We start from the raw sequence: 25,145 nt of genomic DNA on the forward strand, positions 1-25,145 counted from the left end.
TTTCAGGCGCTTTTTCAGATGGGCACAGGAACAGCAGAAAAAAGCTGATCAGCCCGAGAAGCCAACGCCTGGCGGTGATACGACTGCGCACACCGGCGTGCTACTGACAGGTGGGGGGTAATGACTGATCTGCGCAGGCTGCTGATTCCCGCACGGCACGACGCCAGCGTTGACCGCTGAATCGACTACCGCGTTGATGGGGGAAGCTGGCATGGGCTGATCTTTTTTGATGGGTGAAAAGGTGGTTCGGGAAACCACCGAGGGCCGACTATAACCAGCGTGTGACATGGATTGCAATGACTAAGAGTCTGGCACGATCCCTGTGGGAGCGGGCTTGCTCGCGAAGGCGGTGTGTCAGGCGACATCAATGTTTACTGTGCCGCCGTCTTCGCGAGCAAGCCCGCTCCCACATGGATTGCGCTGAACTGACTGGCATTTACTCCCAAGGAGCGGCTTTTCATCCCGTGGCCGGTCTCAACCAAACAACCAATACCCCAACAACGTCAACACCACCACCGCCAGCACCGGCCGCAGTACGCGGTAGGCCTTGGGGTTATGACGTTTCCACTGTTTGACCATACCGCTGAATTTGTCGCTGAAGTTCTTGCTCCAGGCATAGGCCTGGTTGATCCCGCCAACGCGTTCATCATCAAGGTTCTGGGGTGCAGTGGCGCGCCCCAGCCAGCCGCTGATCGAGCGGTTGATGCGGGTCATCAGACGATTGCTCAGCGGCCGTTCGATGTCGCAGAACAGAATGACTCGAGTTTGCTCGGTTTCATTCTTGACCCAATGCACGTAGGTTTCGTCGAACATCACGTCTTCGCCATCACGCCAGGCGTAGACCTGACCGTCAACAAAGATCCGGCAATCGTCGGAGTTCGGCGTCGACAGCCCCAAGTGATAACGCAGGGAGCCGGCGAATGGGTCGCGATGCGGGTTGAGGTGACTGCCGCCTGGCAGCAACGCGAACATGGCGCCTTTGACGTTGGGAATTGTGCTGAGCAGTGCCACGGTTTTCGGGCATAGGGCTTCGGCTGATGGCAGTGGTTTGTCGTACCACTTGAGGTAAAAGCGCTTCCAGCCTTTCTTGAAGAATGAACCGAACCCGGCGTCGTTGTTCCTTTCTGCGGCGCGAATGTAGCCCTCGTCAAACAAATGCATCGCTTCGTCGCGAATAACTTCCCAATTGTCCCTGAGCACATCCAGTTCGGGGAACTTGCTGCGGTCCAGGTAGGGTTTGGATGGCACGCTGGAGAACAGGTACATCAGGGCGTTATAAGGTGCGAACAGGGCCGAGTGATTGACGAACTGACGCAGAACCGGCAAACGCGCCTTGCCACGCAAGTGCACATAGAGCGTGCTACCGAGAAACAGCAACAACACCGACGCCTTCGCGACAAAGGAAAAGTTCATCTACAACTCCTTGATAGTAGGTAACTTTGCACAACGCCATTTACCAGACGTGGCAATCAGCCATGATAAACATTACCGGCCTCGGGAAATACCCGCATCATTCAACATTCAGTGTTAAGGATTACGCAACAAACACTTATTAACACAAGGTTCCTGAACGGGGGCTGACCTGAATCAACCGCAGAACCTGTAGGAGCGAGGCTTGCCCGCGAAGAACGATGACGCGTAATACCTGAAAAACCGCGGTGCATTCTTCGCGGGCAAGCCTCGCTCCTACAGGTTCTGCGGCTTGCCCCGTTTGGCTGCGAAGCTCGCAAAATGTTACTGCTGATTTTCCTGTTCGGTAAACAGATCGCTGAACAGCATGCTCGACAGGTAGCGCTCGCCAGAGTCGGGCAGAATCACCACGATGGTCTTGCCCTGCATTTCCGGGGTTTCGGCCAGCCGCACAGCCACCGCCATGGCGGCGCCGCACGAGATACCGCTCAAAATTCCTTCTTCCTGCATCAGGCGCAGGGCCATCGCCTTGGACTCTTCGTCGCTGACCAGTTCGACCCGGTCGACCATCGACAGGTCCAGGTTCTTCGGCACAAAACCAGCGCCGATGCCCTGGATTTTGTGGGGGCTCGGTTTGATCTCCTCTCCAGCCATCGCCTGGGTGATCACTGGAGACACCACCGGCTCCACCGCCACCGAGATAATCGGTTTGCCCCGGGTATTCTTGATATACCGCGAAACCCCGGTAATGGTTCCACCTGTCCCGACACCCGCCACCAGTACGTCGACCGCACCGTCGGTGTCGCTCCAGATTTCCGGCCCGGTGGTCTTTTCGTGGATGGCCGGGTTGGCCGGGTTTTCGAACTGCGCCGGCATGAAGTAGGTCGATGGATCACTGGCGAGGATTTCGGCAGCTTTCTCGATCGCGCCTTTCATGCCTTTGGCCGGTTCCGTCAACACCAGTTCGGCGCCAAGGGCTTTGAGCACCTTGCGCCGCTCGATGCTCATGGACGCGGGCATGGTCAATACCAGTCGGTAACCGCGGGCAGCGGCAACGAACGCCAGGCCGATGCCGGTATTGCCCGAAGTCGGTTCGATGATAGTCATGCCGGGCTTGAGTTTACCGCTGCTTTCGCCCTCCCAGATCATGTTCGCGCCGATCCGGCACTTGACCGAATAGCCGGGGTTACGCCCTTCGATCTTGGCCAGGATGGTGACACCGCGCGGGGCGATACGGTTGATCTGCACCAGCGGCGTATTGCCAATGGAATGGGCGTTGTCAGCATAAATACGGCTCATGGCTGGGTCCTTATACAGCGTTGAATTAGCTGTCCAAGGTATGCCTGTTACCCGTGGTCGTCCAGTCAGTCGAACGTCCGCTTACCCCCGCAGTCAATCGCTTTATACCGCCAGAGATTTGCCGCCATGAAGCGTCGATACAGTTGGCCCCTGTGGACCCTCGCTGGCCTCGTTCTGCTGCTGGTTGCCCTGCACATTGCCCTGCCCTACGTGGTGCGCGATTACCTCAACGAAAGATTGGCGAACATGGGTGACTACCGCGGGCAGATTACCGACGTAGACCTGGCTCTGTGGCGCGGCGCCTACAAAATCAATGGACTGAAAATCGTCAAGGTCAATGGCAAGGTTCCCGTGCCTTTCGTCAACGCGCCATTGATTGACCTCTCCGTCAGCTGGCACTCGCTCTGGTATGACCACGCGGTGGTGGCCGAGGCGCAGTTCGACAAACCCGAGGTGAACTTCGTCGATGGCGGTGCCAACAAGAAAAACTCCCAGACCGGTGAGGGCACTGACTGGCGGGCACAATTGGAAAAATTGCTGCCGATTACCCTGAACGAAGTGCGGATCAACGACGGGCGGGTCACCTTCCGAAACTTCAACTCAAAACCGCCCGTGAACATGAATGCCACTCAGGTCAATGCCAGCATTTACAACCTGACCAACGTGGTCGACACCAAAGGCAAACGCGATGCCCGATTCGAGGGCAAGGCGCTGTTGCTGGGGCATGCACCGCTGGAAACCACGGCGACCTTCGATCCGCTGAGCGACTTCCAGGACTTCGAATTTCGCCTGCGCGCCAGGAACCTTGAACTCAAACGCATGAACGACTTTGCCTCGGCCTACGGCAAGTTCGACTTCAATGCCGGCCATGGCGACGTGGTCATCGAAGCCGAAGCCAACAAGGGCCAACTCACCGGCTACATCAAGCCGCTATTGCGCGACGTCGATGTGTTCAATTGGCAACAGGATGTGGAGAACAAGAACAAAGGGATATTCCGTTCCATCTGGGAAGCACTCGTCGGTGGCACCGAGAACGTGCTGAAGAACCAGCCGAAAAACCAGTTCGCCACTCGCGTCCAGCTCAGAGGGAGCGTGCATCAGAAAGATATCAGCGCATTCGAGGCTTTTTTGCAGATTTTGCGAAATGGTTTTATCGAGGCGTTCAATGCCCAGTACGAGCGGCCCAAGCCGGATGCGGAATGAGTCAAGATGTGACGCCCCATTCAGAGACTGAATAAGCCGTCTGCGTTCACAGTCGACCGGGCAGCGCGTTATAGTCGAGCCTGACCATTTATTGCGCCCCGCCCTGCCTCGTTCAGGTCGGCGTTACCGTTCGAGGATTAGCAGATGAAGTTCGAAGGCACCCAGGCCTACGTCGCCACCGATGACCTGAAGCTGGCGGTCAACGCCGCCATCACCCTGGAACGGCCACTGCTGGTCAAGGGCGAGCCAGGCACCGGCAAGACCATGCTCGCCGAGCAACTGGCCGAGTCCTTCGGCGCCAAGTTGATCACATGGCACATCAAATCCACCACCAAGGCGCATCAAGGCCTGTACGAGTACGACGCGGTCAGCCGCCTGCGGGACTCGCAGCTGGGCACAGAGAAGGTTCACGACGTTCGCAACTACCTGAAAAAGGGCAAGCTCTGGGAGGCTTTCGAGTCCGAAGAGCGGGTGATTCTGCTGATCGACGAAATCGACAAGGCCGACATCGAGTTCCCCAACGACCTGCTGCAAGAACTCGACAAGATGGAGTTCTACGTTTACGAGATCGACGAGACCATCAAGGCCAAGAAGCGCCCGATCATCATCATTACCTCCAACAACGAGAAAGAGCTGCCGGACGCCTTCCTGCGCCGCTGCTTCTTCCACTACATCGCCTTCCCGGATCGCATCACGATGCAGCGGATCGTCGACGTGCATTACCCGAACATCAAGAAAGACCTGGTCAGCGAAGCGCTGGACGTGTTCTTCGACGTGCGCAAGGTGCCGGGCCTGAAAAAGAAGCCATCGACCTCGGAACTGGTGGACTGGCTGAAATTACTGATGGCCGACAACATCGGTGAAGCGGTACTGCGCGAGCGCGATCCGACCAAGGCCATTCCGCCACTGGCCGGCGCCTTGGTGAAGAACGAACAAGACGTGCAATTGCTTGAGCGTCTGGCGTTCATGAGCCGTCGCGGCTCTCGATAAGCCCCGATAGAGAGAGGCGATCGCCATGCTGCTCAACCTGTTCAATGAAATGCGTGCTGCCAAGGTGCCGGTCTCGGTACGTGAGCTGCTGGACCTGATCAACGCGCTGAAACAGCGCGTGACCTTCGCCGATATGGACGAGTTCTATTACTTGTCGCGGGCGATTCTGGTGAAGGACGAAAAGCATTTCGACAAGTTCGACCGGGCCTTCGGTGCCTACTTCAACGGCCTGGAAAAGCTCGACGATCACCTCCAGGCGTTGATTCCGGAAGACTGGCTGCGCAAGGAATTCGAGCGTTCCCTGACCGATGAAGAGCGGGCCGCGATCCAGTCCCTGGGTGGCCTGGACAAGCTGATCGAAGAGTTCAAGAAACGCCTGGAAGAACAGAAAGAACGCCATGCCGGCGGCAACAAGTGGATCGGCACCGGCGGCACCAGCCCGTTTGGTTCCGGTGGCTTCAACCCGGAAGGCATTCGGGTCGGCGATGCCGGCAAGCGCCAAGGCAAAGCGGTCAAAGTCTGGGATCAGCGCGAGTACAAGAACCTCGACGATTCGGTCGAACTGGGCACGCGCAACATCAAGGTCGCCCTGCGGCGCCTGCGTAAATTCGCCCGTCAGGGTGCGGCGGAAGAACTGGACATCGACGGCACCATCGACCACACCGCTCGCGATGCCGGGCTGCTGAACATCCAGATGCGTCCGGAACGCCGTAACACCGTCAAGTTGCTGTTGTTGTTCGACATCGGCGGCTCGATGGACGCCCACGTGAAGATCTGCGAAGAACTGTTCTCGGCCTGCAAGACCGAGTTCAAGCATCTGGAGTACTTCTACTTCCACAACTTCATTTATGAATCGGTGTGGAAGAACAACATGCGTCGCACCTCTGAGCGCACCGCCACCCAGGACTTGCTGCACAAGTACGGCGCCGACTACAAAGTGATCTTCATCGGCGATGCCGCCATGGCGCCCTATGAAATCACCCAGGCCGGCGGCAGCGTCGAGCACTGGAATGAAGAAGCCGGGTACGTGTGGATGCAGCGTTTCAAGGAAAAGTACAAGAAGCTCATCTGGATCAACCCATATCCGAAAGACACCTGGGGCTATACCTCATCGACCAACATCGTGCGGGACTTGATTGATGACCAGATGTTCCCGCTGACGTTGCGGGGGTTGGAGGAAGGGATGCGGTTTCTTTCCAAATAATTGTGTTGTCTGGACGGACGCCTTCGCGGGCAAGCCTCGCTCCTACAGGTTTCGGTGTTCGTGCATCACGCATTGACCCTGTAGGAGCGAGGCTTGCCCGCGAAGCTTTTAGCGGTACAAAAACCGCCGCAAATACTCGACGTGTTCGCGATGAGCGACGTCTTGCACCACCGGCCTCAACCGCACCTTCGCCCCCGGCAAACACTGCGCCAATCGCGCCAAGGCCAATGGCGTCAACGCCCCCAGGCGCGGGTAACCGCCAATGGTCTGCCGATCATTGAGCAGCACAATCGGCTGCCCGTCCGGCGGCACCTGGACCGCGCCCAGCGGGATGCCCTCCGAGATCATCGGCTTGCCCTGATACTGCAACGCCGTTCCCAACAGGCGAATGCCCATGCGGTCGGCGCGGCTGTCGAGGGTCCAGACACTGTTGAACGCGTCGAACAAACTCTGTCCACTGAACTCGCCGATCTGTGCGCCGAGCACCAGGTCCAGCGGGGCATTGAGTTTGAAATCCGGCACTTGTTCGGGCGCCAACTCCCGCAGCAGTAGCAGCGAGCTCCCCGAGTAGCTCAACTGCGCCTCTTTGGCCAACGCCCGCCCCATGCCATCCAGCCCACCGAGCTCCTCACGGACCACCGTTGCGCTGCTTCCCAACACCTTTGGCGCATCAAATCCGCCCGGGGCCGCCAAATAAGCCCGAGCGCCAAGCAGTGGCTGGGTGAATTGCAATTGCTGACCTTTGTTCAGCCTGAAACTGCGCCACGGCGTCAATGTCTCGCCATCCACTTGCGCCCCCAGATCCGCCCCGGCCAATGCCAGCACGCAATCTTCCTGAGCAACGACCGTAAACCCGCCGAGGGTGATTTCGATCACCGATGCATCCAGCCCATTGCCCAGCAGCCAATTGGCCCACGACATCGACCGCCAATCCGCCGCCCCGCCCTGGGTCACGCCCAGATGCCGCACGCCAAATCGCCCGGCGTCCTGCAACAGGCACAGCGGTGTACTTGCTTCAATCGTCAGTCGGCTCATGCCAGGGCCTCCAACGGCGTGTCATCACCGCCCAGGTTGATGAACTCGGCATGGCTGACCGCTTCGAAGCGCACGGTGTCGCCCGGTTGCAACAGGCTGTAGCCGTCGCGCTCGCGGTCGAACAATTTGGCCGGGGTGCGGCCGATCAGGTTCCAGCCGCCGGGGGATACCACCGGATAAGCCGCGGTCTGGCGTTCGGCGATGCCAACACTACCGGCAGCCACTTTTTTGCGCGGAGTATTCATACGCGGTGCAGCCAACACTTCCTCCACCAATCCCATAAAGGCAAACCCCGGTGCGAAGCCCAATGCGAACACTTGATACTCGCGCTCGCTGTGACGACGGATGACCTCTTCCACCGCTAATCCGCTGCGCTGAGACAGTAACGTCAGTTCCGGACCAACACTCAGGTCGTACCAGACCGGCAACACATGGCATTTACCCCTGGCCCGAGCGTTGGGCGACAGATCGATCAAGGCTTCAGTAATCAATTCCCGCGCCTGAGCCGGGTTCAGCGCCATCAAATCGTAATGCACCATCAGTGTCGTATAGGACGGCACCAGATCGATCAAATGGCTGGCGAACGCTTCTCGCAGACGCTCGCTGGCGGCGAGCATCCACGGCATATTGGCTTCGCTGATTTCATCGAACAGACGCACCATCAGGCAATCCAGCGCCACCACTTCTACCCGTGGTTTCATGATGCGCTCTGCTGATTCAAGGCTTGGCGAATGCGCTGCACGGCGGCCACCGAACTGGCGTTGTCGCCGTGTACGCACAAGGTATTGGCCTGCAAGTGCAAGGCGCTGCCATCGCTGGCCGTGAGGTTGTCACCGCGAGCAATGATCAGCGCCTGTTCGATAATTTTCTCGGGATCGTGATGCACGGCTTCCGGCAGTTGCCGCGAGACCAGTCTGCCGGCGCTGTCGTAAGCGCGATCGGCGAAGGCTTCGAACCACAGTGTCACGCCGTATTCATCGCCGAGTTGCTGCGCGGCACTGTTGTCGCGGGTCGCCATCAGCATCAATGGCAGCGTCCGGTCGTAGGCCGCCACGGCCTGAATCACCGCGCGCAATTGCGCCGGGTTGGCCATCATGTCGTTGTACATCGCGCCGTGGGGTTTGACGTAACTCACCCGCCCGCCCTGAGCCCGGCAGATGCCGTCGAGGGCGCCGATCTGGTAATGCAACAGGTCCTGCAGCTCCTGGGCGGTGTAAGCCATGGATCGGCGACCGAACCCCACCAGATCCTGATAGGCCGGATGAGCGCCAATCTGCACCCCGTGGCTCAGGGCCAGGCTGACGGTCTTGCGCATGATGCTCGGGTCGCCGGCGTGGAAACCACAGGCGATGTTGGCGCAGTCGATGAAGGGCATGACCTCGGCGTCCAGACCCATGGTCCAGTTACCGAAACTCTCGCCGATGTCGCAGTTCAATAGCAGGCGGTTCACGGTGAACACTCCTGTAGGCTTTTATCTTCTTAACTGAAGGACATATGCCCCTCAGATTATCAGTTACCGGATATTCGGTTATTGAGCGTCGAGTTGCTTGCCACGGGTTTCCGGCAGGCTGAGGGCCGCCAGGATCACTACCCCGTAGGACACTGCCGCAAAGGCGCCGATTCCCACGCTCAGCGGCACCTTCTGGCTGAGCAAGCCGATCAACAGCGGAAACAATGCCGCCAATGCCCTACCGATGTTGTAGCAAAAACCCTGGCCCGAGCCGCGTATGCGCGTCGGAAACAGTTCGGTCAAAAACGCACCCATACCGCTGAAGATCCCCGAAGCGAAGAAGCCCAAAGGGAAACCCAGCCAGAGCATCACACCGTTGCTGACCGGCAATTGGGTGTACAGCAGAACAATGGTGAACGAGCCGACCGCGAACAGAATGAAGTTCTTTTTACGACCGAGAATGTCAGTCAAATAGGCGCTGATCACGTACCCGACGTAGGACCCGACGATCACCATCGCCAGATAACCACCGGTGCCGAGTACGCTCAAGCCCCGTTCGTTTTTCAGAAAGGTCGGCAACCAGGAAGTGATCGCGTAGTAACCGCCGAGGGCGCCGGTGGTCAGGATCGAAGCGCGAATCGTGGTGAACAGGATGCCCGGGGCGAAAATCTCGTAGAACTTGGCCGGGTTGCTTGGCTCTTGTTTAGCTTTGGCTTCGCGATAGATTTCCGGATCCTTGACCAAACGACGGACGAAAATCACGAAAATCGCCGGCACGATGCCAAGGAGGAACAGAGCGCGCCAGGCGTCTTCCGGCGGCAGCACCGAGAACAGCAGCGCATACAAAATCGCCGTCAGCCCCCAACCCAGCGCCCAGCCCGATTGCACCATGCCGACGGCTTTGCCACGGTCCTTGGCGCGAATCACTTCGCCCATCAACACCGCGCCGGCGGTCCATTCACCGCCGAATCCGAAGCCCATCAACGTGCGGCTGATCAACAGTTGTTCGTAGTTCTGGGCGAAGCCGCAGAGGAAGGTGAAGAAGGCGAACCAGAGCACCGTCAGTTGCAGGGTGCGCACCCGACCGATGCGGTCAGAGAGAATCCCCGCCACCCAACCACCAATGGCCGAGGCGATCAGGGTGCTGGTGTGAATCAGCCCGGCTTCGCCAGTGGTAATGCCCCACATGGCAATCAGGGTCGGCACAACGAAACTGAGCATCTGGGTGTCCATGCCGTCCAGGCCATAGCCGATCTTGCAACTCCAGAACGTACGACGTTCCTGCTTGTTGATGTTGTGGTACCAATCGAAGGGCCCCGGGCGAGCCGTGGCTTTTGAAACGAGGGTGTCGGGCGCACTCATGGCAAGTCTCCGTGCAAATTTTATTGGTATTGTTCTGAGCCCCGACGACGCCTATCGTGGGAACCGGATGCGTCGATTTTTGGACGCTTGGCCCTGCTGCGTCCAACTAATAAAAACCCGGCCAAGGCATAAGAAAAAGTTGATCCCATGAACCTGAAGTTTCTCGAGACCTTTGTCTGGGTCGCCCGACTCAAGAGTTTTCGCCTGACGGCAGACAAACTCTTCACCACCCAGGCGTCGATTTCCAGCCGTATCGCCGTGCTCGAAGGCGAGCTCGGGGTGAAGCTGTTCCTGCGCGATTCTCGCGGCGTGAGCCTGACGCCCGAAGGCCTGAAAGTGCTCGAATATGCCGAGCAGATGATGGACACGATGCAGGCGCTCAAGCATTCGATCGAGACTCGCTCAAGCAAGGTCGGGCGGGTCCGGATCGGTGTCATGGACACCGTCATCCACACCTGGCTCAGCCCGTTGGTGGCGCAGATGATGGATCATTACCCGCTGGTGGAAATCGAGCTGGTGGCCGATACGGCGCTCAACCTCTGCGATCAGCTGCAAAAAGGCTTTCTCGATCTGATCCTGCAAACCGACCTGTTGCGCCAGGAGAGCGTGCGCAGCCTGGAGCTGGCCAGTCATCCGATAGGCTGGATCGTGGCCAGCAACTCCATCTACAACCGCGAGTATTCGGGTGTCGCCGATCTGGCGCGGGAGCGGATCATCACCTATTCGAAAAATTCCCAGCCACACCAAGAGATTCTTGCCCTGATGCAGGCCAACGGGGTCATGGCGCCCCGGCTCAACTGCGTGAATTCAGTGTCGGCGATTACCCGATTGCTGAGGGACGGCTTCGGCATTGGTGCGTTACCGCCGGTACTGGTGGCCGAAGAGTTGGCACGAGGGGAATTGACCTTGCTGGCCATTGATCAACGACCGCCGAATTTGCAGGTGGTGGTGTCGTGGCGGGTTGGCGTGGAATGGGTCGAAGAAATCGTGGCGTTGTGTCAGCAAGTCGTGGAGCGCTATGCGCATAAAGTGGGCGAGCAGTACATCGTCTTGAGCAAACCACAGGCCCGAATCTGAAGGACATTTCTCAAACTGTAAATATGAACCACTATCATTTGCATTATTTTTTCAAGAGGGTATTCTCTGCGCGCTTTCAGCTAATCCATTGTCCAGAAGGAGTCGGACCTGATGCGCGGCTACACGCAAAAACAGCAACAATTGCTCGCTCACTGGAGCGAAGCGCTTGGCACTCAGGCTTTCCAGTCCCACCGCATTACTCTCGATCATTTGAGCAATGCGCTGGAGCCCGCCGCTCAACGCTGTTTCCAACGCCTGATCCAGGCGCTGTTTCGTGAAGATCTGATCAACCCCGCCACCTGCGAATACGACGACTCTAGCCGTTGCTGGCTGCCACTTGGCGATGGCGCGCATCTTTGCTTCGAGCACTTGTCCGGCGGCAGAATGAACAGCTGGGACGTACGCGGTAGCATCGTCCTGCACACCCCCGACAGACTGCCCCACAAAATCCAGTTGCCCAGCGAACTGCTCGCTCATCTGAGCACTCAGCTCAACCCGCCAGCCTCCCCGCAGGTACTGGAACGTCTGGCCCGGGAGCTGGATGACAGCTTCAGCAACGACACCCTTTGCCTGGCGTTTCATCATGGATGGACCGAGCGCCTGAGAGAGCAGATCGATACCGGGTACGACGACAATCTGCTCGCGTGGCTCAAAGCCGGCCCGAGCCACCAGAACCCTACGTCATTGCTCGAACAGTGGGGCACTCTCGGCCATCCGTGGCACCCGAACTACAAGACCAAACTGGGCTTGAGCGCCGCTCAGGTCATCGCTTTCTCGCCAGAATTCGAAGCAAGCTTTCCGATTGTCCTGTGCGCCCTGCACCGCCAGTACGCACACGTCGAAGCGCTGGCCGGCACCACCGATTACTGGGACTGGTGGCAAGGTCACTTCCCACAGGCCGCCGAACAATTGCAACGCCACTTGCAGCAACTGGGCCTGGACGCAAAGGACTACCTCCCGCTCCCGTCGCACCCATGGCAAGCCCATGAAGAACTGCCACATTCGTTCGCCAACGAGATCGCCGACAACCTGCTGATCGTCACTGACATCGTGGCTTTTACCGGCCACCCGACCATGTCCTTCCGCACGGTCCTGCCGCAGGCCAGTCGCACGGCGCCGATGGTCAAACTGCCGGTGGCTCTGCGACTGACCAGCGTGCAGCGCACCGTGTCGCCGCGCTCCGCCCGGATGGGGCCGCGCATCAGCCAACTGGTATTGGATATTCTCGATCAGGAGCCGCAGATTCAGCGTCTGCTGAACATCGTTCCAGAGCGCATCGGCGTGCACTACGCACCACTGCCGGCCGATGACGAACGCTCCCGGCATGCTGCCGTGCTGTATCGCGACAACCCGCTTACCCTCCTGCAAGAAGGCGAGTTGGCGGTGCCGGTCGGCAGTCTGTTCGCCGTCAACGAATTCGAACAACCGTTGCTGCGTGATTGGGTAAGGCTGGCTCAGGGTCGTGACGACAGCGAGGCCATGTTGGCGTTCTTCGAGGATTACCTGTCGATTGCCGTACCGAGCCTGCTGGGCATTTACCTGATGTACGGCGTGGCGTTCGAAGCGCATCAGCAAAACAGTTTCATGGTGATGGGCGCTGACGGGCAGTTGAATCGGCTGCTATTGCGTGATTTCGGCGACGTTCGTATCGATCGCAAAACCCTGCACGCCAAGGGCCTGGATATCCAGTTGCACGATCCGAAAATGACTCTGTATGACGACTCAGGTTTTGTCCGTGACAAACTCCTGCATACCACCTTCATGTGCCACCTCGGTGAGCTGACGTTGCTTTGTGCCCGTCACTGGAATGTGCCGGAAAGTAGCCTTTGGGAGCGGTTGGCATCGCACGTTGCACAGTGCTTCGAGACCTTGCGCGAGCGCGTTGAACCGGCACGTTGGGAAAGCGAGCGCCGGGCCTTGCTGGAACAGGATTGGCCCGCCAAATCGTTCATGCGCATGCGCTTGCTCGACAGTCATGCCGACATCGTCGGACGCCTGAGTAACCCGCTTCGACCCAACACCCATGCTCGCTGACGGTCGCGCCTTGCGACTGCTGATCGTCATCCAGTTTGTCTCCATGGGCGCAATGGAAATGAGCGGCCCGTTCTGGCCCTTGCAGATCCAGCATCTGCTCGGACCGGAGGGCGCCGGCTACACAGCGCTGTTATCGGCGATGGTCTATGCCGGTCCGATGCTGGCGGCCATGCTCCTGACGCCCATGTGGGGCCGGTTGGGGGATCGCACCGGACACAAACCGATGATTGTCCGGGCGTTGCTGGCCCTCGCGCTGTGCCAAGGGTTGGCGGCCATCACTCTCGATCCGTGGCTGCTGGTGGGTATTCGCGTGATGCAAGGCGCATTGGCCGGTTTTCTCGCTGCCGCGCAAGCCTATGCCCTGGCCTGCTGCGACAGTTCCAGCCGTGGTCACACCTTGGCGCGCCTGCAATCGGCCACCGCCGTCGGCTCATTGATCGGCCCAGTGCTGGGTGGCTGGCTGATGGACGTCTCGGGGTTTGCCCTGCTCTGTTATGGCGCGACGGCGATTTGCCTGCTGTGCGCACTGGGGAGTTTTTTCCTGCCGGCCGACAAGGCCAGGACTTCGAAGAAAAAAGCCGTTGAAGCGGTCGCCCTGCCCAAAGGCTGGCTCGGTGGAATCCTATTGGTGATCGTGTTGATTCAGGCCGCGAAGATGATGCCGCAGTCGTTTTACGCGCTGTATGTCGCGAACATTCTGCATGCCCCAAGCTGGCTGATCGGCGCCACCTACGCGGCGAGCGCCGCGACCCTGGCCATTTCAGCACCACTGTGGGGACGCCTGTTCGACCGCTGGCAGCCGGCCTACACCTTGCGCGTTATCGAAGGCGTGGCCTGGCTGTGTGCGCTGACGCTGGCAGCCACGGCATTGGCCAACGAATGGCTGGGGTTTCTCGTCAGTCGACTCGTCTGGGGCATCTGGCAAGGCGCCCTGCTGCCCGTCGCCTATGCCCTGATCGCCAACACCATTTCCATCACCCAGCAGGGCTTCGCGCTCGGCCTCGGCAACAGTGCGGCAAAGGCTGGCGCTCTGCTCGGTGTCGTCCTTGGCGGGATCGGCATGGGCCTGGTTGGCCTGGCTCACAGTTTCTGGCTGGTGGCGCTGACCTACGCCATAGCCGCCATCGGGATCCGCTGGGTGCGCTCGTTCAACTCTGCGCCCGACCGCTCGACCTTATCGCCCCACACTTATCACAACTAAAAAAGACCACGTCATGATCCGAACCAAACTCTCTCTGTTGATCCCGCTGCTCGGTACCTTCAGCGCCCAGACCTGGGCCGAGGATACCGAGCAGCAACCCGGCACCTTGAACATGCAACCCACAGTCGTCTCCGCTACTCGCAGTGAAGCGAGCATTGCTTCGATTCCGGGCTCGGTCCAGGTTATCGACGAACAGCAGGTCCGTGAGCAGAGCGGCGCGGGTCGCCGGGTCTCCGACATTCTCGGACAATTGGTCCCCGGTCTTGCGCCGTCCAGCGGCGGGATGAGCAACTTCGGTCAGACCCTGCGCGGGCGCAACATGCTGGTGTTGATCGACGGCGTATCGCAGAACGCCACGCGCGACAACTACCGCCAGCTCAACAGCATCGCCCCGGCCAGCATCGAACGCATCGAAGTGATCTCCGGCGCCAGCAGCATCTACGGTGCCGGCGCTTCAGGCGGCATCATCAACATCATCACCAAGCGCAATCAGGGCCAGGACATTGCCTACAGCAGCAAACTGGGCCTGACCAGCGGCAACAACCTCAACCGCAAAGGCTTCGCCTACGAAGCCTTTCAGAGTGCGACGGGGCGCAAGGATGCTCTTGACTGGTACGTCTCCGCCGACCTGACTCAGCGTAACGATCAGTACGATGGCAACGGCAACCGCATCCCTCAGGACACTTCCCAGGGCAGCAACATGGATACCGAAACCTATGACCTGCAAGGTCGTTTCGGTTACGAACTGGATGCCGACAAAAAACTCAGCCTGTCGCTGCAGGACTACAAGGACCAGCAGGACACTGGCTACACAAAAGACCCGACAAACCGGCAGGAAGCCGTGGCAGTCAAAGGGCTGAAACTCGACGACCAGCCCTATACCCATAACCAGGCGGTCAACCTCAACTACACCGACAAGGACTTCTACGGTCAGGGCCTGCAACTGGAAAGCTACTGGCGCCGCGCCGATGCACTGTTCTTTCCAGACCTGTCTCGGGGAAGGGCCGGGATCTCCGACAACAACAGTGTGCAAGATGTCTACGGCCTGCGCGCGGCCATCGACACGCCGCTGCCGGCGATCGGGAGTGCCACGGGTAATCTGGTCTGGGGCGCCGACTATGATAATGAGCGCTCCCGCCAACGAGGTGATCAATACAGGCTCAATGGCCTGACCTACACCAAGACCGGCACCACCTACGAGCTGGGCCCGGACATCGAAACCACCACCAAGTCGCTGTTCGGGCAGATGTCCTGGGACATCGGTGACTGGACTTTGCGTGGCGGTGTGCGCCGTGAATGGATCGAAAGCGACGTCTCCGACAGCATCGCTTATGGTCAGATCGTCCAGACCGGCGTACGCGCAACGCTGCCTGGCGACACCCTCAAATACGATGCCACCCTGTACAACCTGGGGGCGGTCTACCACCTGAGTGAAAACCAGGACGTGTTCGCCAATTACAGCCAGGGGTTTTCGCTGCCGGATATCCAGCGCTTCATGCGTGATGTCAGCAGCACCTTCGACATTCAGACTCTCAACGCCCAAGCCATCAAGGTCGACAGTTATGAACTGGGCTGGCGCGGTAACTGGGATCAGTGGCAGGCCGATGTCACCGTGTACGAAAACACCTCGGACGTGACCCAGTTCTACGATGCCAATGATCGCGTATTGCGTCTGATCAACCAGAAAGAGCGAGTTCGCGGCATCGAAAACAGCCTGACCTACCGCGCGACCGATCACTGGTCGGTGGGTGGCACTTATGCCTGGGCCAAAGGCGAGACCGAGCAGAACGGCAAATGGATCGATCTGCCGGCTACGCGCATCTCACCAGCCAAGACCACACTGTTCGTCGGCTACACCGAAGACGACTACACCCTGCGCCTGCAAGGCATGCATTTGTCCAGTTACGACGCCGCCGCCAAGGACAACAACGGGCGCGAGATCGAAGGTTATACGCTGGTGGACCTGCTCGGCTCCGTGCAACTGCCGGTTGGTCGTCTTGAAGGCGGCGTGTACAACCTGACCAACCGCACGTACCAGAACCTGTTCACCCAAGCCAACGCCAGAGCGCCATACGCCAACGCCGAAGGCCGTACACTGAGCATGAGCTACTCGGTCGACTGGTAAAAAACAGGAGCCGGTTTGCCACAGTTAAGGATCAATCAGACATGTAGGAGCCAGGCTTGCCGGCGAAGGCGTCCTTAAGAGCGCCTTCGCCGGCAAGCCTGGCTCCTACGAAAAGCCTTGACTGACTGGCATTTGCGGCTCGCCAGCGAGCGATCTGCCGGCACACATGTCGCCTGACAAGTTGGCTCCAGCGTTACAACCCGCGCACATCCCGGTCTTCGATCGGCCGGCTCTGGCGCAAACGCTTGCCGCCCAGCACCACCCAGTCGATCAGCCGGAACAGGCATTCAATGCCGAACGACAGCAGCAACGCGCCGCTCATGCCCCAAATCATCGCTTCCGGCGTCAGCAGGATCTGGTAGCTGTAGCCGTTCCAGGTTTCCTTGCGAATATCCGGGTCGGCGGCCAGTGCCACTTGCAGGACGCGTATGTACCACGGCCCCTGCATGGCCTGGAATTGCTTGTCCAGGGCCAGTTGACGGGTGAGCAAGGTGCTCAGGCTGTCGGCATCGCTGCGAAAGATCGGGTCTTCGCTGGCCCGGTAATGGGCCACGAGCGCTTGCATATCGCCCTTGAAAAACTGATTGGCGGTGCCCTGAAAACCGCTCAAACCGGTCTGCGCCTCGATCAGATGCGCCTCGACCCGCTTGGCATAATCACTGATAAACCCAGGCACCTGGACACCGATCAACAGGCCTGCCGCGAACAACACCAGCCGAAGATAACTGAGCAACATGGGGGAGAGATCCTTATTCGGTCTTGCCCTGGCTGACGCATTCACCGCGTCGCCAGAGACTCCATTGGCCCGGTTCGTAACGGGTCCAGGTTTCGTTTTCGGTCAAGGGTTCTGTGGCGATCACCGTGACGACATCGTTGGGCGTGGTTTCGGCCTGGAAGTCGACGATCACGTCGACGTCCTTCAACCGCGCCGGCCCGAAGGGTGCACGGCGGGTGATTTGCGCCAATTTGCTCGAGCAGTAACAGAACAGCCAGTCGCCATCGCTGAGCAAGCAGTTGAACACGCCTTTGCTGCGGTACTCGGCGCAGGCGGCCACCAGGTCCGGCAACAGCGCTTCGATGTCTACCGGCTCGGGGAACGCCGCGCGTACCCGATTGAGCAGATCGCAAAACGCCGCTTCGCTGTCGGTATCACCAACGGGGCGGTAAAAACTGGCGGTCGGGTTGAAATCGGCCAATTGGCCGTTGTGGGCGAAACACCAGTTGCGCCCCCACAACTCGCGCACGAACGGGTGGGTGTTGGACAGGCAGACCTTGCCGACATTGGCCTGGCGGATGTGCCCGATCACCACTTCGCTTTTGATCGGATAGCGCTGCACCAGGTTCGCCACTTCCGACTCGCTGCTCGCCGCCGGGTCCTGGAACAGCCGCAGGCCACGGCCTTCATAAAAAGCGATGCCCCAACCGTCACGGTGCGGCCCGGTGCGGCCGCCGCGCTGCATCAGCCCGGTGAAGCTGAACACGATATCGGTCGGGACATTGGCGCTCATGCCCAATAACTCACACATGCTCGGACTCTCGATTCAGTACAGGGGCACGGTTACAGGCGCGGTTCGACCCGCGAACGCTGAGGATTGCTCGGCACCGGTGGCCGGCCGTAACGATCATCGCCGGCGCCGCCGAAAGGCTGATCGTCGTCAGGCTCGTCGGCCCGCGCGGCTGCTTTGGCGGCAGCCGCCTGTTCCTTGCGAGCGTTGGAGGCGCGCTCGATGGGAAAACGGATGGCCACGAACACCAGGTAAATGCCGAAGACAATCATGCCGTACATGAACAGATCAGAAACCGCCCGCCAGGCGTTGTTGCCGACCTTGAACAGCAAGTCGAGGGCCGTAATGGCGATGGCCGGGGCGACCTTTTCTTTCACCGGGTCGATGATGGTCGGGCTGAACAGCAACACCGCCACCAGCAGCCGCAGCGGCTCACGCAGCCAACGCCACATCCAGCGGGTGATGCGCATCCACACCAACAGGCAGCCTAAAGCGGCAAAGGCGTAGAGGCCCCAAGCGATCAGATAGTCGTTCTCGGTCATGGTGTCCATGGCAAGGCAGGCAAAGAGGCGCTTATAGTAACGACTTTTCGCACATCAGGCTTGTCCCAATACCAGTGAGTCAAGCGCATTCCATGTGGGAGCGGGCTTACTCGCGAAGAGGGAGTATCACTCGACATTGATGTTGCCTGACTCACCGCCTTCGCGAGCAAGCCCGCTCCCACAGGTTGCGAAGCCCTTATTCCGTACATTGTTCGAGAGCCATTCATGCCCCTATCCGCCAACGTCACCAGCGCTCCAATTGCCCACAAGGCCGACGGTTGCGACCCGTATGCCTGGCTGCAGGAGCGCGACACCGACGCGGTGCTCGATTACCTGAAAGCTGAAAACCGCTATCAAGAGGCGCAAACCGCCGATCAGGCCGGCCTGCGTGAAACCCTGTTCGAAGAGATCAAGGGGCGGATTCTCGAAACCGACCTGTCGCTGCCCTCGCCTTGGGGTCCCTACCTGTATTACACGCGCACCACCGCCGGCGACGAATATGCCCGCCACTACCGCTGCCCGCGTCCGGCCGATGGCAGCCTGCACATCGACGAAAGCCAGGAACTACTGCTGCTTGATCCGAACGTGCTGGCCAAGGGTGGCTTCTTTTCCCTGGGCGCGTTCAGCATCAGCCCGGACCACCAGCGTCTGGCCTACAGCATCGACTCCAGCGGCGAAGAGATTTACACGCTGTTCGTGAAGGAATTATCCAGCGGCCGCGTCAGCGAGCTGGAGTTCCAGAACTGCGACGGCAGCATGACCTGGGCCAACGACAGCCTCACGCTGTTCTTCGGCGAACTCGACGACACCCATCGCCCGCACAAACTGTTGCGCTATCGGCTGGACGGCACTGCGGCCGAAGAAGTGTTCCATGAGCCGGACGGCCGATTCTTCCTGCATTGCTATCGCTCAAGCTCCGAACGGCAACTGCTGTTGTCGCTGGGCAGCAAGACCACCAGCGAAGTCTGGGTGCTCGACGCCTCGCTGCCGCATCAGGCCTTTACCTGCCTGGCGCCGAGGGTCGAAGCGCATGAGTACGATGTCGACCACGGCAAACTCGATGGCGAGTGGACGTGGCTGATCCGCACCAACCGCGACGGCATCAACTTCGCCCTGTACCAGGCCGCCGACACTGGCGTCGCACCGACCGAAGCCGACTGGCAGAACCTGATTCCCCACAGCGACACGGTGATGCTCGAAGGCATGAGCCTGAACGCCGAGGCCATGACCCTGAGCCTGCGCGAAGGTGGCCTGCCGATCATCGAAGTCCGCCCACGGGACTTGGTGCCCTATCGCGTGCAATTGCCGGATGCGGCCTACAGCCTGCATGTGCAGAACAGCCTGGAATTTGTCAGCGACCGGATCCGTCTGCGCTACGAAGCCTTGAACCGTCCGGCGCAGATTCGCCAACTGATACTGACCACCGGCGAGCAGAAAGTCCTCAAGGAAACCCCGGTGCTCGGCCCGTTCGACGCCGATGCGTACGTCAGCCAGCGACTGTGGGCGACGGCACCGGACGGTACGCAAGTGCCTATCAGCCTTGTGGTCAAACGCGAGTTCCTCGGTAAGCCGACGCCGCTTTATCTGTACGGCTACGGCGCCTACGGCGAAAGCCTCGACCCGTGGTTCTCCCACGCGCGCCTGAGCCTGCTGGATCGCGGCATGGCGTTTGCCATCGCCCATGTACGCGGTGGCGGTGAGCTGGGCGAAGCCTGGTACCGCGCCGGCAAGCAGGAACACAAGCACAACACCTTCAGCGACTTTATTGCGTGCGCCGAACATCTGATCGCCAACGGTTTCACCACCCCATCGCGGCTGGCGATCAGCGGTGGCAGCGCCGGTGGCCTGTTGATTGGCGCGGTACTCAATCAACGGCCGGAGCTGTTCGGTGCAGCGATTGCCGAAGTGCCGTTCGTCGACGTGCTCAACACCATGCTCGACCCGGAGCTGCCGCTGACCGTCACCGAATACGACGAGTGGGGCAACCCGCAAGAGCCGGACGTCTATGATCGGATCAAGGCCTACGCCCCGTACGAAAACGTCACCGCACAAGCCTATCCGGCAACGCTGGTAATCGCCGGCTACAACGACAGTCGCGTGCAGTACTGGGAAGCGGCCAAGTGGGTGGCGAAATTGCGCGCGACCAAAACTGACACCAATCCCCTGCTGCTCAAGACTGAACTGGGCGCCGGGCATGGCGGTATGAGCGGTCGTTATCAGGGATTACGTGACGTAGCCCTCGAATACGCATTTGTTTTCAAGGTTTTGGGCATCGCCTGAGGAACTTGGCCCGGCGTACCGGTCTTAACACCAGTACGCCGGACACAGCACTTGTAGGAGCGAGGCTTGCCCGCGAAGGCATCACAGCCAACATTGATGTTGTATGTTACGGCCTCTTCGCGGGCAAGCCTCGCTCCTACAAGGAGTCGGTGTCCGGAACACAACAGACACAAGAAAAAGACCGTGACGACATGTCAGAACCGACCTTACTGAACAACGAAATTCGCGACTGGCTGATGGACTGCGGCCTGTTCGATCAACTGTTGCCGGCAGACTTCGTGGCGGCTTCGGGTTACTTCAGCATCAGCACCATCGCCGAAGGTGAAGAGATTTTCCATGAGGGCGATGCCGGCAGTTTCATGTGCATCATCCACACCGGCCAGGTCGCGGTGCAGAAGACCAACAGCGACGGGCAACGGGTGACCATGGCCACCTTGCGCAGCGGTCGGGCGTTCGGCGAAATGGCTGTGCTCGACGGTGAACGACGCTCAGCCAGCTGCGTGGCCGCGAGCAATTGCCAGTTGCTCAATCTGGGCAAGGATTCCCTGGAAAAGATGCTCAACGACGCGCCGAAAATCGCCGCCAAGATCATCCGCGCCCTCGCCGTCTCCCTCTCCAAACGCTTGCGCATGGCCGATGGGCAACTACTCTCGCAGCAGATTTAGTGTCCTGTCTTACAAACACTATTTGTGAAGCAGACACTAACCGCCCGGCGTTTTGATTTTCGTCGTGTTCGGTTCAAGGCCCGGCAAGGTCTGGTCCTTGGGTGGATTGGGCATTTCGATCGGCGGCAACAGCGGTGGCCCGCCACTGCCGGTACCGGCCTTGGGCACGCTGGTCGGGGTGATCTGCGGATACGGTGTCGGAGTGGCGGTGCCGGGTGAACCGGGTATCGGCGCGGGACTGGTGGGGATGGTTTGCAGCTCCTGGGCCTGCACTGCAGTTATCGAGAGCGCGGCCAGGGCAATGACCGTTAGAATGGTGCGCTTCATCAATGGCTCCGTTGGCCTTGTGGTCTTTTTGCAGGCTACTCCCAACTGCGCGTGTTTGCCTTCCTCCATCTGTCAATTTCTCCTCAAGAGCGCCCCATGAAACGTTTCGTTCTGCTCGACACCACCCCCATCCCTGAAAACGGCGGTGCCCTGTGCCTGTTCGAATACGGCGAGGACTTCGTTATCAAGATTCAGGGTGGTGACGGCGGGCAGTTGATGAATACTCGCATGCACGGCTCCGAAGATGCCCTGGCCGAAATTCCCTGCCGCAAGGTCGCCGGCCGGCCGAATTCGCGAGTATTGATCGGTGGCCTGGGCATGGGCTTCACCCTCGCCTCGGCGCTCAAGCATTTGGGCAAGACGGCTGAAGTGGTGGTCGCCGAACTGGTGCCCGGCGTGGTGGAGTGGAATCGCGGGCCGCTGGGCGAAAAAGCCGGCAATCCGCTGCTCGACCCGCGCACCGTGATCCGTATGGAAGACGTGGCCAAAGTGCTGCAAGCCGAGCCACAAGGTTTCGATGCGATCATGCTCGACGTCGACAACGGCCCTGAAGGTCTGACCCAGAAAGCCAACAGCTGGCTCTACTCCGCCGGCGGCCTGAGCGCGTGTGCCAAGGCCTTGCGGCCAAAAGGCGTGCTGGCGGTGTGGTCGGCCAGCGCCGACCGGCAGTTTTCCGACAAGCTGAAAAAGGCCGGCTTCAAGGCCGAGGAAGTGCAAGTCTTCGCCCATGGCAACAAGGGCACCCGCCACACCATCTGGATTGCCGAGAAGCTCAAGGGCTGAGCGTGGGCCTGTCATCACTTATTTACTAGGCCGCGTTGCGCCTGAAAACGAGCCAGGCAAGGCGCAGTCCGCTGGTAATGGTCGCTCCCTTGCCAAGGACTGCAACGCAGCCTGGCTCGTTTTCAGGCACAACCCGAAGGGGCGGTCTGCTGTGGCGCAGGGCTGCGTTGCTCGGAGCTCGTTTGGAATGACCAAACCACGCTCCTCGCGCCTTGCCCTGCGTCACAGCAGACCCGGCGCGGCCTAGTAAATAAGTGATGACAGGCCCTACACTCACGTCATAACCGCCATTAGTCTTTTTACAAAGGTGAACCCATGAGTTCGTCCACCCCAACCAACACATCGAAGCTGGACCGCATCCTCGCCGATAACCAGCGCGACAAGGAAATGGGTTACCGCGACAAGGCCCTGAAGATGTACCCGCACGTGTGCGGCCGCTGCGCCCGTGAATTTTCCGGCAAACGCCTGAGCGAACTGACCGTGCATCACCGCGACCACAACCACGACAACAACCCTCAGGATGGTTCGAACTGGGAACTGTTGTGCCTGTATTGCCACGATAACGAACACTCACGGTATACCGATCAGCAGTATTTCGACGAAGGCTCGCTGAGTACGCCGAAGATTGCCAAGGCGACGCACAACCCGTTTGCGGCGTTGGCGGGGTTGATGAAGAAAGAAGATTAAAGATCTTCAGTGCCTGCGCTGGCCCTTTCGCGAGCAAGCCCGCTCCCACATTGGATCTCGGGTGAACATAATATTTGTGAACACCCGAGATCCAATGTGGGAGCGGGCTTGCTCGCGAAAGCGATCGAACAATCACCACCAATCTCCAAACTGAACACCCCTCCCCCAATCCCCGTATAATCGCCGTTTTTTCCCCGAAGGCACCCCGCTCGTGGCAGACAAACGGTACAGCTGCATTGGTTTGTACAACCCCAAATCACCGGAGAACGTCGGTTCGGTAATGCGCGCCGCCGGCTGCTATGGCGTGGCATCGGTGTTTTACACTGGCAAGCGTTATGAACGCGCTGCCGATTTCGTCACCGACACCAAGAAAGTCCACTACGACATTCCGCTGATCGGTATCGACGACCTGAAGAAAATCCTGCCTCTTGGCTGTGTGCCGGTCGCGGTCGAACTGGTCGACGGTGCCCGCTCGCTGCCGGAATACACCCACCCGGATCGCGCCCTCTACATCTTCGGCCCCGAAGACGGTTCGCTGGATAAAGAAATCCGCGACTGGTGCGAAGACGTGGTCTACATCCCGACCACCGGCTGCATGAATCTGGCGGCCACCGTCAACGTTGTGCTGTACGACCGCATGGCCAAGGGCAACAACACCCGCTCCGGGCCAAAATTCCGCTGAAGTGCCGAATATTCGATGGAACAAGCCGCTCGCCCAGGCAGTCAGCTAAATATCTATTGCTGAAGCAACCCTTCCCTGCCTGGAGACCGATCATGCGCGAGTTCAATCCTGTAGAACGTATCGAAACCACCCCGTTCCAGAGCCCTTCCGAACAGAACGTTCATGGTTGGGAACGCGCCGGCTCCCTGGCGGGTGGTGTGGTCATGCTAAGCAAAGGTCTGCGACGCGGCGGCGTGTTCGGATTGATTGAAATAGCCATTGGCGGCATGGCCCTGGCGCGGGGAATCACCGGGCATTGCTCGGCGAAAAGACTGTTGGAAAAGAACCGTCAGGACATGGAAAACGCACGCGCGAGGATCGAACGCGCCGGGGATGAGCTGGCCCGCATGAAAGCCAATGCAGAAGCAGCGACCAGCACGGCGACCGTGACGGGAAATGATTCGTTGAACTCGCCGAAGGCTGGAGTCTGATCCGAAATCAATGCAGAGGCTCAAGGCCTCTTCGCGGGCAAGCCCGCTCCCACAGTAATTGGCGGTGTTCACACCTGTTGTGTACACCACAATTCCTGTGGGAGCAGGCTTGCCTGCGATGGCGGTGCTACTGAAGCAACCCGGTATCGAGCCCCTGGAAGACTCGCCAGTTCCTGTAGCGTAGGTCAGGCTGGCCTTGTCGGCGGCCGGGCTCCAGACACCACGGGCCTGTTTGCCATTTAAACGGCGACGCTTAACCCGCGCGAAAAATCAGATGGTCTTCCCAATCCTCTTCAGCCACGCTGCCCTCGGCGAGCATGCGCCCGGACTGGGAAATACGTTCGTGATGCACCGCCTCGCGATCACCGCACACCAGATGATGCCAGAGCGGCAAATCCTTGCCTTCGCTGACCAGTCGATAACCGCAGGTCGGCGGCAGCCATTTGAACTCATCGGCCTTGCCCGGCGTGAGCTGAATGCAATCGGGCACCGAGTCGCGACGGTTGGGGTAATCGGTACACTGACAGGTTTTGAGGTCGAGCAATTTGCAGGCGATACGCGTGTAGTACACGGCGTTGTCGTCTTCGTCCTCGAGTTTTTGCAGGCAGCACAGGCCACAGCCATCGCACAGCGATTCCCATTCCTCTTGATCGAGTTGATCGAGGGTTTTGCGTATCCAGAACGGTTCGACTTTGGCGGCCATGGCTCAAGCATCAACATCAGGTGGTGAAAAGGCCGCCAGTCTAGTGCCAAGGCACCGGCGGGCCAAGCATTGGCGACTGCCGGTACAACGGAACTTGTCAGTTATAGCGCC

At 59.5% G+C, this 25,145-nt stretch carries 25 protein-coding genes; 13 read left to right on the forward strand and 12 right to left on the reverse strand.

All coding sequences use genetic code 11. The annotated features are described in order from the left end of the window. Positions 1–48 precede the first annotated feature (48 nt). The 3 genes from KW837_RS19885 to cysK all read right to left on the reverse strand — a co-directional run bounded on the left by KW837_RS19885 (position 49) and on the right by cysK (position 2,709). Positions 49–213 (reverse strand): hypothetical protein, encoded by a 165-nt coding sequence (locus tag KW837_RS19885; protein ID WP_218398126.1) that lies wholly within the window; start codon positions 211–213, stop codon positions 49–51. A 261-nt stretch (positions 214–474) separates the two neighbouring features. Then, a complete protein-coding gene (locus KW837_RS19890; RefSeq protein ID WP_218398128.1) occupies positions 475–1,413 on the reverse strand; it encodes an aspartyl/asparaginyl beta-hydroxylase domain-containing protein in 939 nt (312 codons plus the stop codon). A 321-nt stretch (positions 1,414–1,734) separates the two neighbouring features. Beyond that, positions 1,735–2,709, reverse strand: a complete 975-nt coding sequence (gene cysK, locus KW837_RS19895; RefSeq protein ID WP_218398129.1) for a cysteine synthase A — start codon at positions 2,707–2,709, stop codon at positions 1,735–1,737. A 126-nt stretch (positions 2,710–2,835) separates the two neighbouring features. Between cysK and KW837_RS19900 the strand changes: the two genes are divergently transcribed. The 3 genes from KW837_RS19900 (at position 2,836) to KW837_RS19910 (ending at position 6,106) form a co-directional block, all read left to right on the forward strand. After that, the gene (locus KW837_RS19900) at positions 2,836–3,912 is read left to right on the forward strand and encodes a DUF748 domain-containing protein (protein ID WP_218398131.1); all 1,077 of its coding nucleotides are present in this window, start codon (positions 2,836–2,838) and stop codon (positions 3,910–3,912) included. A 144-nt stretch (positions 3,913–4,056) separates the two neighbouring features. Then, complete coding sequence (locus KW837_RS19905) at positions 4,057–4,902, forward strand: MoxR family ATPase (protein WP_218398133.1); 846 nt, start codon at positions 4,057–4,059, stop codon at positions 4,900–4,902. 25 nt (positions 4,903–4,927) lie between these two features. Further along, positions 4,928–6,106, forward strand: coding sequence for a VWA domain-containing protein (locus KW837_RS19910; RefSeq protein WP_038979369.1), 1,179 nt, complete (start codon positions 4,928–4,930; stop codon positions 6,104–6,106). A 108-nt stretch (positions 6,107–6,214) separates the two neighbouring features. Here KW837_RS19910 and KW837_RS19915 read toward each other — a convergent pair whose 3' ends face one another. From KW837_RS19915 to KW837_RS19930, 4 genes are all read right to left on the reverse strand, one after another. Continuing rightward, positions 6,215–7,141 (reverse strand): biotin-dependent carboxyltransferase family protein, encoded by a 927-nt coding sequence (locus KW837_RS19915; RefSeq protein ID WP_218398135.1) that lies wholly within the window; start codon positions 7,139–7,141, stop codon positions 6,215–6,217. Then, on the reverse strand, positions 7,138–7,842 hold the full coding sequence (gene pxpB / locus KW837_RS19920) for a 5-oxoprolinase subunit PxpB (protein ID WP_218398137.1): 705 nt from the start codon (positions 7,840–7,842) through the stop codon (positions 7,138–7,140). The genes KW837_RS19915 and pxpB overlap by 4 nt, the downstream gene beginning before the upstream one ends. Next, positions 7,839–8,591 carry a 5-oxoprolinase subunit PxpA gene (locus KW837_RS19925; protein ID WP_218398139.1) on the reverse strand — a complete coding sequence of 251 codons (753 nt, stop codon included), beginning with the start codon at positions 8,589–8,591 and terminating at the stop codon, positions 7,839–7,841. Before KW837_RS19925 ends, pxpB begins: the two co-directional genes overlap by 4 nt. A gap of 78 nt (positions 8,592–8,669) precedes the next feature. Beyond that, on the reverse strand, positions 8,670–9,953 hold the full coding sequence (locus KW837_RS19930) for an MFS transporter (RefSeq protein WP_123501098.1): 1,284 nt from the start codon (positions 9,951–9,953) through the stop codon (positions 8,670–8,672). Positions 9,954–10,100: 147 nt separating this feature from the next. On the opposite strand from KW837_RS19930, the gene KW837_RS19935 reads away from it, so the two are divergent. The 4 genes from KW837_RS19935 (at position 10,101) to KW837_RS19950 (ending at position 16,390) form a co-directional block, all read left to right on the forward strand. Beyond that, entirely contained in the window at positions 10,101–11,030 is a 930-nt protein-coding gene (locus tag KW837_RS19935; RefSeq protein ID WP_218398142.1) for a LysR family transcriptional regulator, read from the forward strand. 111 nt (positions 11,031–11,141) lie between these two features. Beyond that, positions 11,142–13,064 (forward strand): IucA/IucC family siderophore biosynthesis protein, encoded by a 1,923-nt coding sequence (locus tag KW837_RS19940; RefSeq protein ID WP_218398144.1) that lies wholly within the window; start codon positions 11,142–11,144, stop codon positions 13,062–13,064. Next, positions 13,054–14,265: an MFS transporter gene (locus tag KW837_RS19945; RefSeq protein WP_218398146.1), complete on the forward strand. Its 1,212-nt coding sequence runs from the start codon at positions 13,054–13,056 to the stop codon at positions 14,263–14,265. Before KW837_RS19940 ends, KW837_RS19945 begins: the two co-directional genes overlap by 11 nt. 13 nt (positions 14,266–14,278) lie before the next feature. Further along, positions 14,279–16,390: a TonB-dependent receptor gene (locus tag KW837_RS19950; RefSeq protein WP_218398148.1), complete on the forward strand. Its 2,112-nt coding sequence runs from the start codon at positions 14,279–14,281 to the stop codon at positions 16,388–16,390. Between the two features lie 193 nt (positions 16,391–16,583). On the opposite strand, the gene KW837_RS19955 is transcribed toward KW837_RS19950, so the two are convergent. The 3 genes from KW837_RS19955 to KW837_RS19965 are packed head-to-tail and all read right to left on the reverse strand — an operon-like array spanning position 16,584 to position 18,446. Beyond that, entirely contained in the window at positions 16,584–17,126 is a 543-nt protein-coding gene (locus tag KW837_RS19955) for a DUF2937 family protein (protein WP_008067554.1), read from the reverse strand. 13 nt (positions 17,127–17,139) lie between these two features. After that, the gene (locus KW837_RS19960) at positions 17,140–17,916 is read right to left on the reverse strand and encodes a class II glutamine amidotransferase (RefSeq protein ID WP_123501094.1); all 777 of its coding nucleotides are present in this window, start codon (positions 17,914–17,916) and stop codon (positions 17,140–17,142) included. Between the two features lie 32 nt (positions 17,917–17,948). Then, positions 17,949–18,446 (reverse strand): MFS transporter, encoded by a 498-nt coding sequence (locus tag KW837_RS19965; protein ID WP_123501092.1) that lies wholly within the window; start codon positions 18,444–18,446, stop codon positions 17,949–17,951. A 216-nt stretch (positions 18,447–18,662) separates the two neighbouring features. Between KW837_RS19965 and KW837_RS19970 the strand changes: the two genes are divergently transcribed. Together KW837_RS19970 and KW837_RS19975 are read left to right on the forward strand one after the other, a co-directional pair. After that, a complete protein-coding gene (locus KW837_RS19970) occupies positions 18,663–20,717 on the forward strand; it encodes a S9 family peptidase (protein ID WP_218398150.1) in 2,055 nt (684 codons plus the stop codon). Between the two features lie 191 nt (positions 20,718–20,908). Continuing rightward, the gene (locus KW837_RS19975) at positions 20,909–21,382 is read left to right on the forward strand and encodes a cyclic nucleotide-binding domain-containing protein (RefSeq protein WP_038979360.1); all 474 of its coding nucleotides are present in this window, start codon (positions 20,909–20,911) and stop codon (positions 21,380–21,382) included. A gap of 36 nt (positions 21,383–21,418) precedes the next feature. On the opposite strand, the gene KW837_RS19980 is transcribed toward KW837_RS19975, so the two are convergent. After that, the gene (locus tag KW837_RS19980) at positions 21,419–21,709 is read right to left on the reverse strand and encodes a hypothetical protein (RefSeq protein ID WP_063342779.1); all 291 of its coding nucleotides are present in this window, start codon (positions 21,707–21,709) and stop codon (positions 21,419–21,421) included. 96 nt (positions 21,710–21,805) lie between these two features. Between KW837_RS19980 and KW837_RS19985 the strand changes: the two genes are divergently transcribed. From KW837_RS19985 to KW837_RS20000, 4 genes are all read left to right on the forward strand, one after another. Then, positions 21,806–22,492: a spermidine synthase gene (locus KW837_RS19985; protein ID WP_007898703.1), complete on the forward strand. Its 687-nt coding sequence runs from the start codon at positions 21,806–21,808 to the stop codon at positions 22,490–22,492. Between the two features lie 315 nt (positions 22,493–22,807). Next, on the forward strand, positions 22,808–23,179 hold the full coding sequence (locus KW837_RS19990) for a YajD family HNH nuclease (RefSeq protein WP_007898702.1): 372 nt from the start codon (positions 22,808–22,810) through the stop codon (positions 23,177–23,179). Positions 23,180–23,390: 211 nt separating this feature from the next. Continuing rightward, positions 23,391–23,861: an RNA methyltransferase gene (locus KW837_RS19995; protein ID WP_007942196.1), complete on the forward strand. Its 471-nt coding sequence runs from the start codon at positions 23,391–23,393 to the stop codon at positions 23,859–23,861. 92 nt (positions 23,862–23,953) lie between these two features. Next, entirely contained in the window at positions 23,954–24,331 is a 378-nt protein-coding gene (locus KW837_RS20000; RefSeq protein WP_008073137.1) for a DUF2892 domain-containing protein, read from the forward strand. A 253-nt stretch (positions 24,332–24,584) separates the two neighbouring features. On the opposite strand, the gene KW837_RS20005 is transcribed toward KW837_RS20000, so the two are convergent. Beyond that, positions 24,585–25,034 (reverse strand): YcgN family cysteine cluster protein, encoded by a 450-nt coding sequence (locus tag KW837_RS20005; RefSeq protein WP_218398152.1) that lies wholly within the window; start codon positions 25,032–25,034, stop codon positions 24,585–24,587. Positions 25,035–25,145 lie beyond the last annotated feature (111 nt).

It is taken from the genome of Pseudomonas sp. PDM24 (assembly GCF_019218905.1).
GTDB lineage: Bacteria > Pseudomonadota > Gammaproteobacteria > Pseudomonadales > Pseudomonadaceae > Aquipseudomonas.

Bases quoted from the DNA above. Each gene is read 5' to 3' on its own strand.
- KW837_RS19900 (WP_218398131.1), top strand. From the start codon at position 2,836: ATGAAGCGTCGATACAGTTGGCCCCTGTGGACCCTCGCTGGCCTCGTT.
- KW837_RS19960 (WP_123501094.1), bottom strand. From the start codon at position 17,916: ATGTGTGAGTTATTGGGCATGAGCGCCAATGTCCCGACCGATATCGTG.
- KW837_RS19945 (WP_218398146.1), top strand. From the start codon at position 13,054: ATGCTCGCTGACGGTCGCGCCTTGCGACTGCTGATCGTCATCCAGTTT.
- KW837_RS19940 (WP_218398144.1), top strand. From the start codon at position 11,142: ATGCGCGGCTACACGCAAAAACAGCAACAATTGCTCGCTCACTGGAGC.
- KW837_RS19975 (WP_038979360.1), top strand. From the start codon at position 20,909: ATGTCAGAACCGACCTTACTGAACAACGAAATTCGCGACTGGCTGATG.
- KW837_RS19935 (WP_218398142.1), top strand. From the start codon at position 10,101: ATGAACCTGAAGTTTCTCGAGACCTTTGTCTGGGTCGCCCGACTCAAG.
- KW837_RS19980 (WP_063342779.1), bottom strand. From the start codon at position 21,709: ATGAAGCGCACCATTCTAACGGTCATTGCCCTGGCCGCGCTCTCGATA.
- KW837_RS20000 (WP_008073137.1), top strand. From the start codon at position 23,954: ATGCGCGAGTTCAATCCTGTAGAACGTATCGAAACCACCCCGTTCCAG.
- KW837_RS19905 (WP_218398133.1), top strand. From the start codon at position 4,057: ATGAAGTTCGAAGGCACCCAGGCCTACGTCGCCACCGATGACCTGAAG.
- KW837_RS19910 (WP_038979369.1), top strand. From the start codon at position 4,928: ATGCTGCTCAACCTGTTCAATGAAATGCGTGCTGCCAAGGTGCCGGTC.
- cysK (WP_218398129.1), bottom strand. From the start codon at position 2,709: ATGAGCCGTATTTATGCTGACAACGCCCATTCCATTGGCAATACGCCG.
- KW837_RS19890 (WP_218398128.1), bottom strand. From the start codon at position 1,413: ATGAACTTTTCCTTTGTCGCGAAGGCGTCGGTGTTGTTGCTGTTTCTC.
- KW837_RS19950 (WP_218398148.1), top strand. From the start codon at position 14,279: ATGATCCGAACCAAACTCTCTCTGTTGATCCCGCTGCTCGGTACCTTC.
- KW837_RS19970 (WP_218398150.1), top strand. From the start codon at position 18,663: ATGCCCCTATCCGCCAACGTCACCAGCGCTCCAATTGCCCACAAGGCC.
- KW837_RS19955 (WP_008067554.1), bottom strand. From the start codon at position 17,126: ATGTTGCTCAGTTATCTTCGGCTGGTGTTGTTCGCGGCAGGCCTGTTG.
- KW837_RS19990 (WP_007898702.1), top strand. From the start codon at position 22,808: ATGAGTTCGTCCACCCCAACCAACACATCGAAGCTGGACCGCATCCTC.
- KW837_RS19915 (WP_218398135.1), bottom strand. From the start codon at position 7,141: ATGAGCCGACTGACGATTGAAGCAAGTACACCGCTGTGCCTGTTGCAG.
- KW837_RS19965 (WP_123501092.1), bottom strand. From the start codon at position 18,446: ATGGACACCATGACCGAGAACGACTATCTGATCGCTTGGGGCCTCTAC.
- KW837_RS19985 (WP_007898703.1), top strand. From the start codon at position 21,806: ATGAAACGTTTCGTTCTGCTCGACACCACCCCCATCCCTGAAAACGGC.
- KW837_RS19885 (WP_218398126.1), bottom strand. From the start codon at position 213: ATGCCAGCTTCCCCCATCAACGCGGTAGTCGATTCAGCGGTCAACGCT.
- pxpB (WP_218398137.1), bottom strand. From the start codon at position 7,842: ATGAAACCACGGGTAGAAGTGGTGGCGCTGGATTGCCTGATGGTGCGT.
- KW837_RS19930 (WP_123501098.1), bottom strand. From the start codon at position 9,953: ATGAGTGCGCCCGACACCCTCGTTTCAAAAGCCACGGCTCGCCCGGGG.
- KW837_RS20005 (WP_218398152.1), bottom strand. From the start codon at position 25,034: ATGGCCGCCAAAGTCGAACCGTTCTGGATACGCAAAACCCTCGATCAA.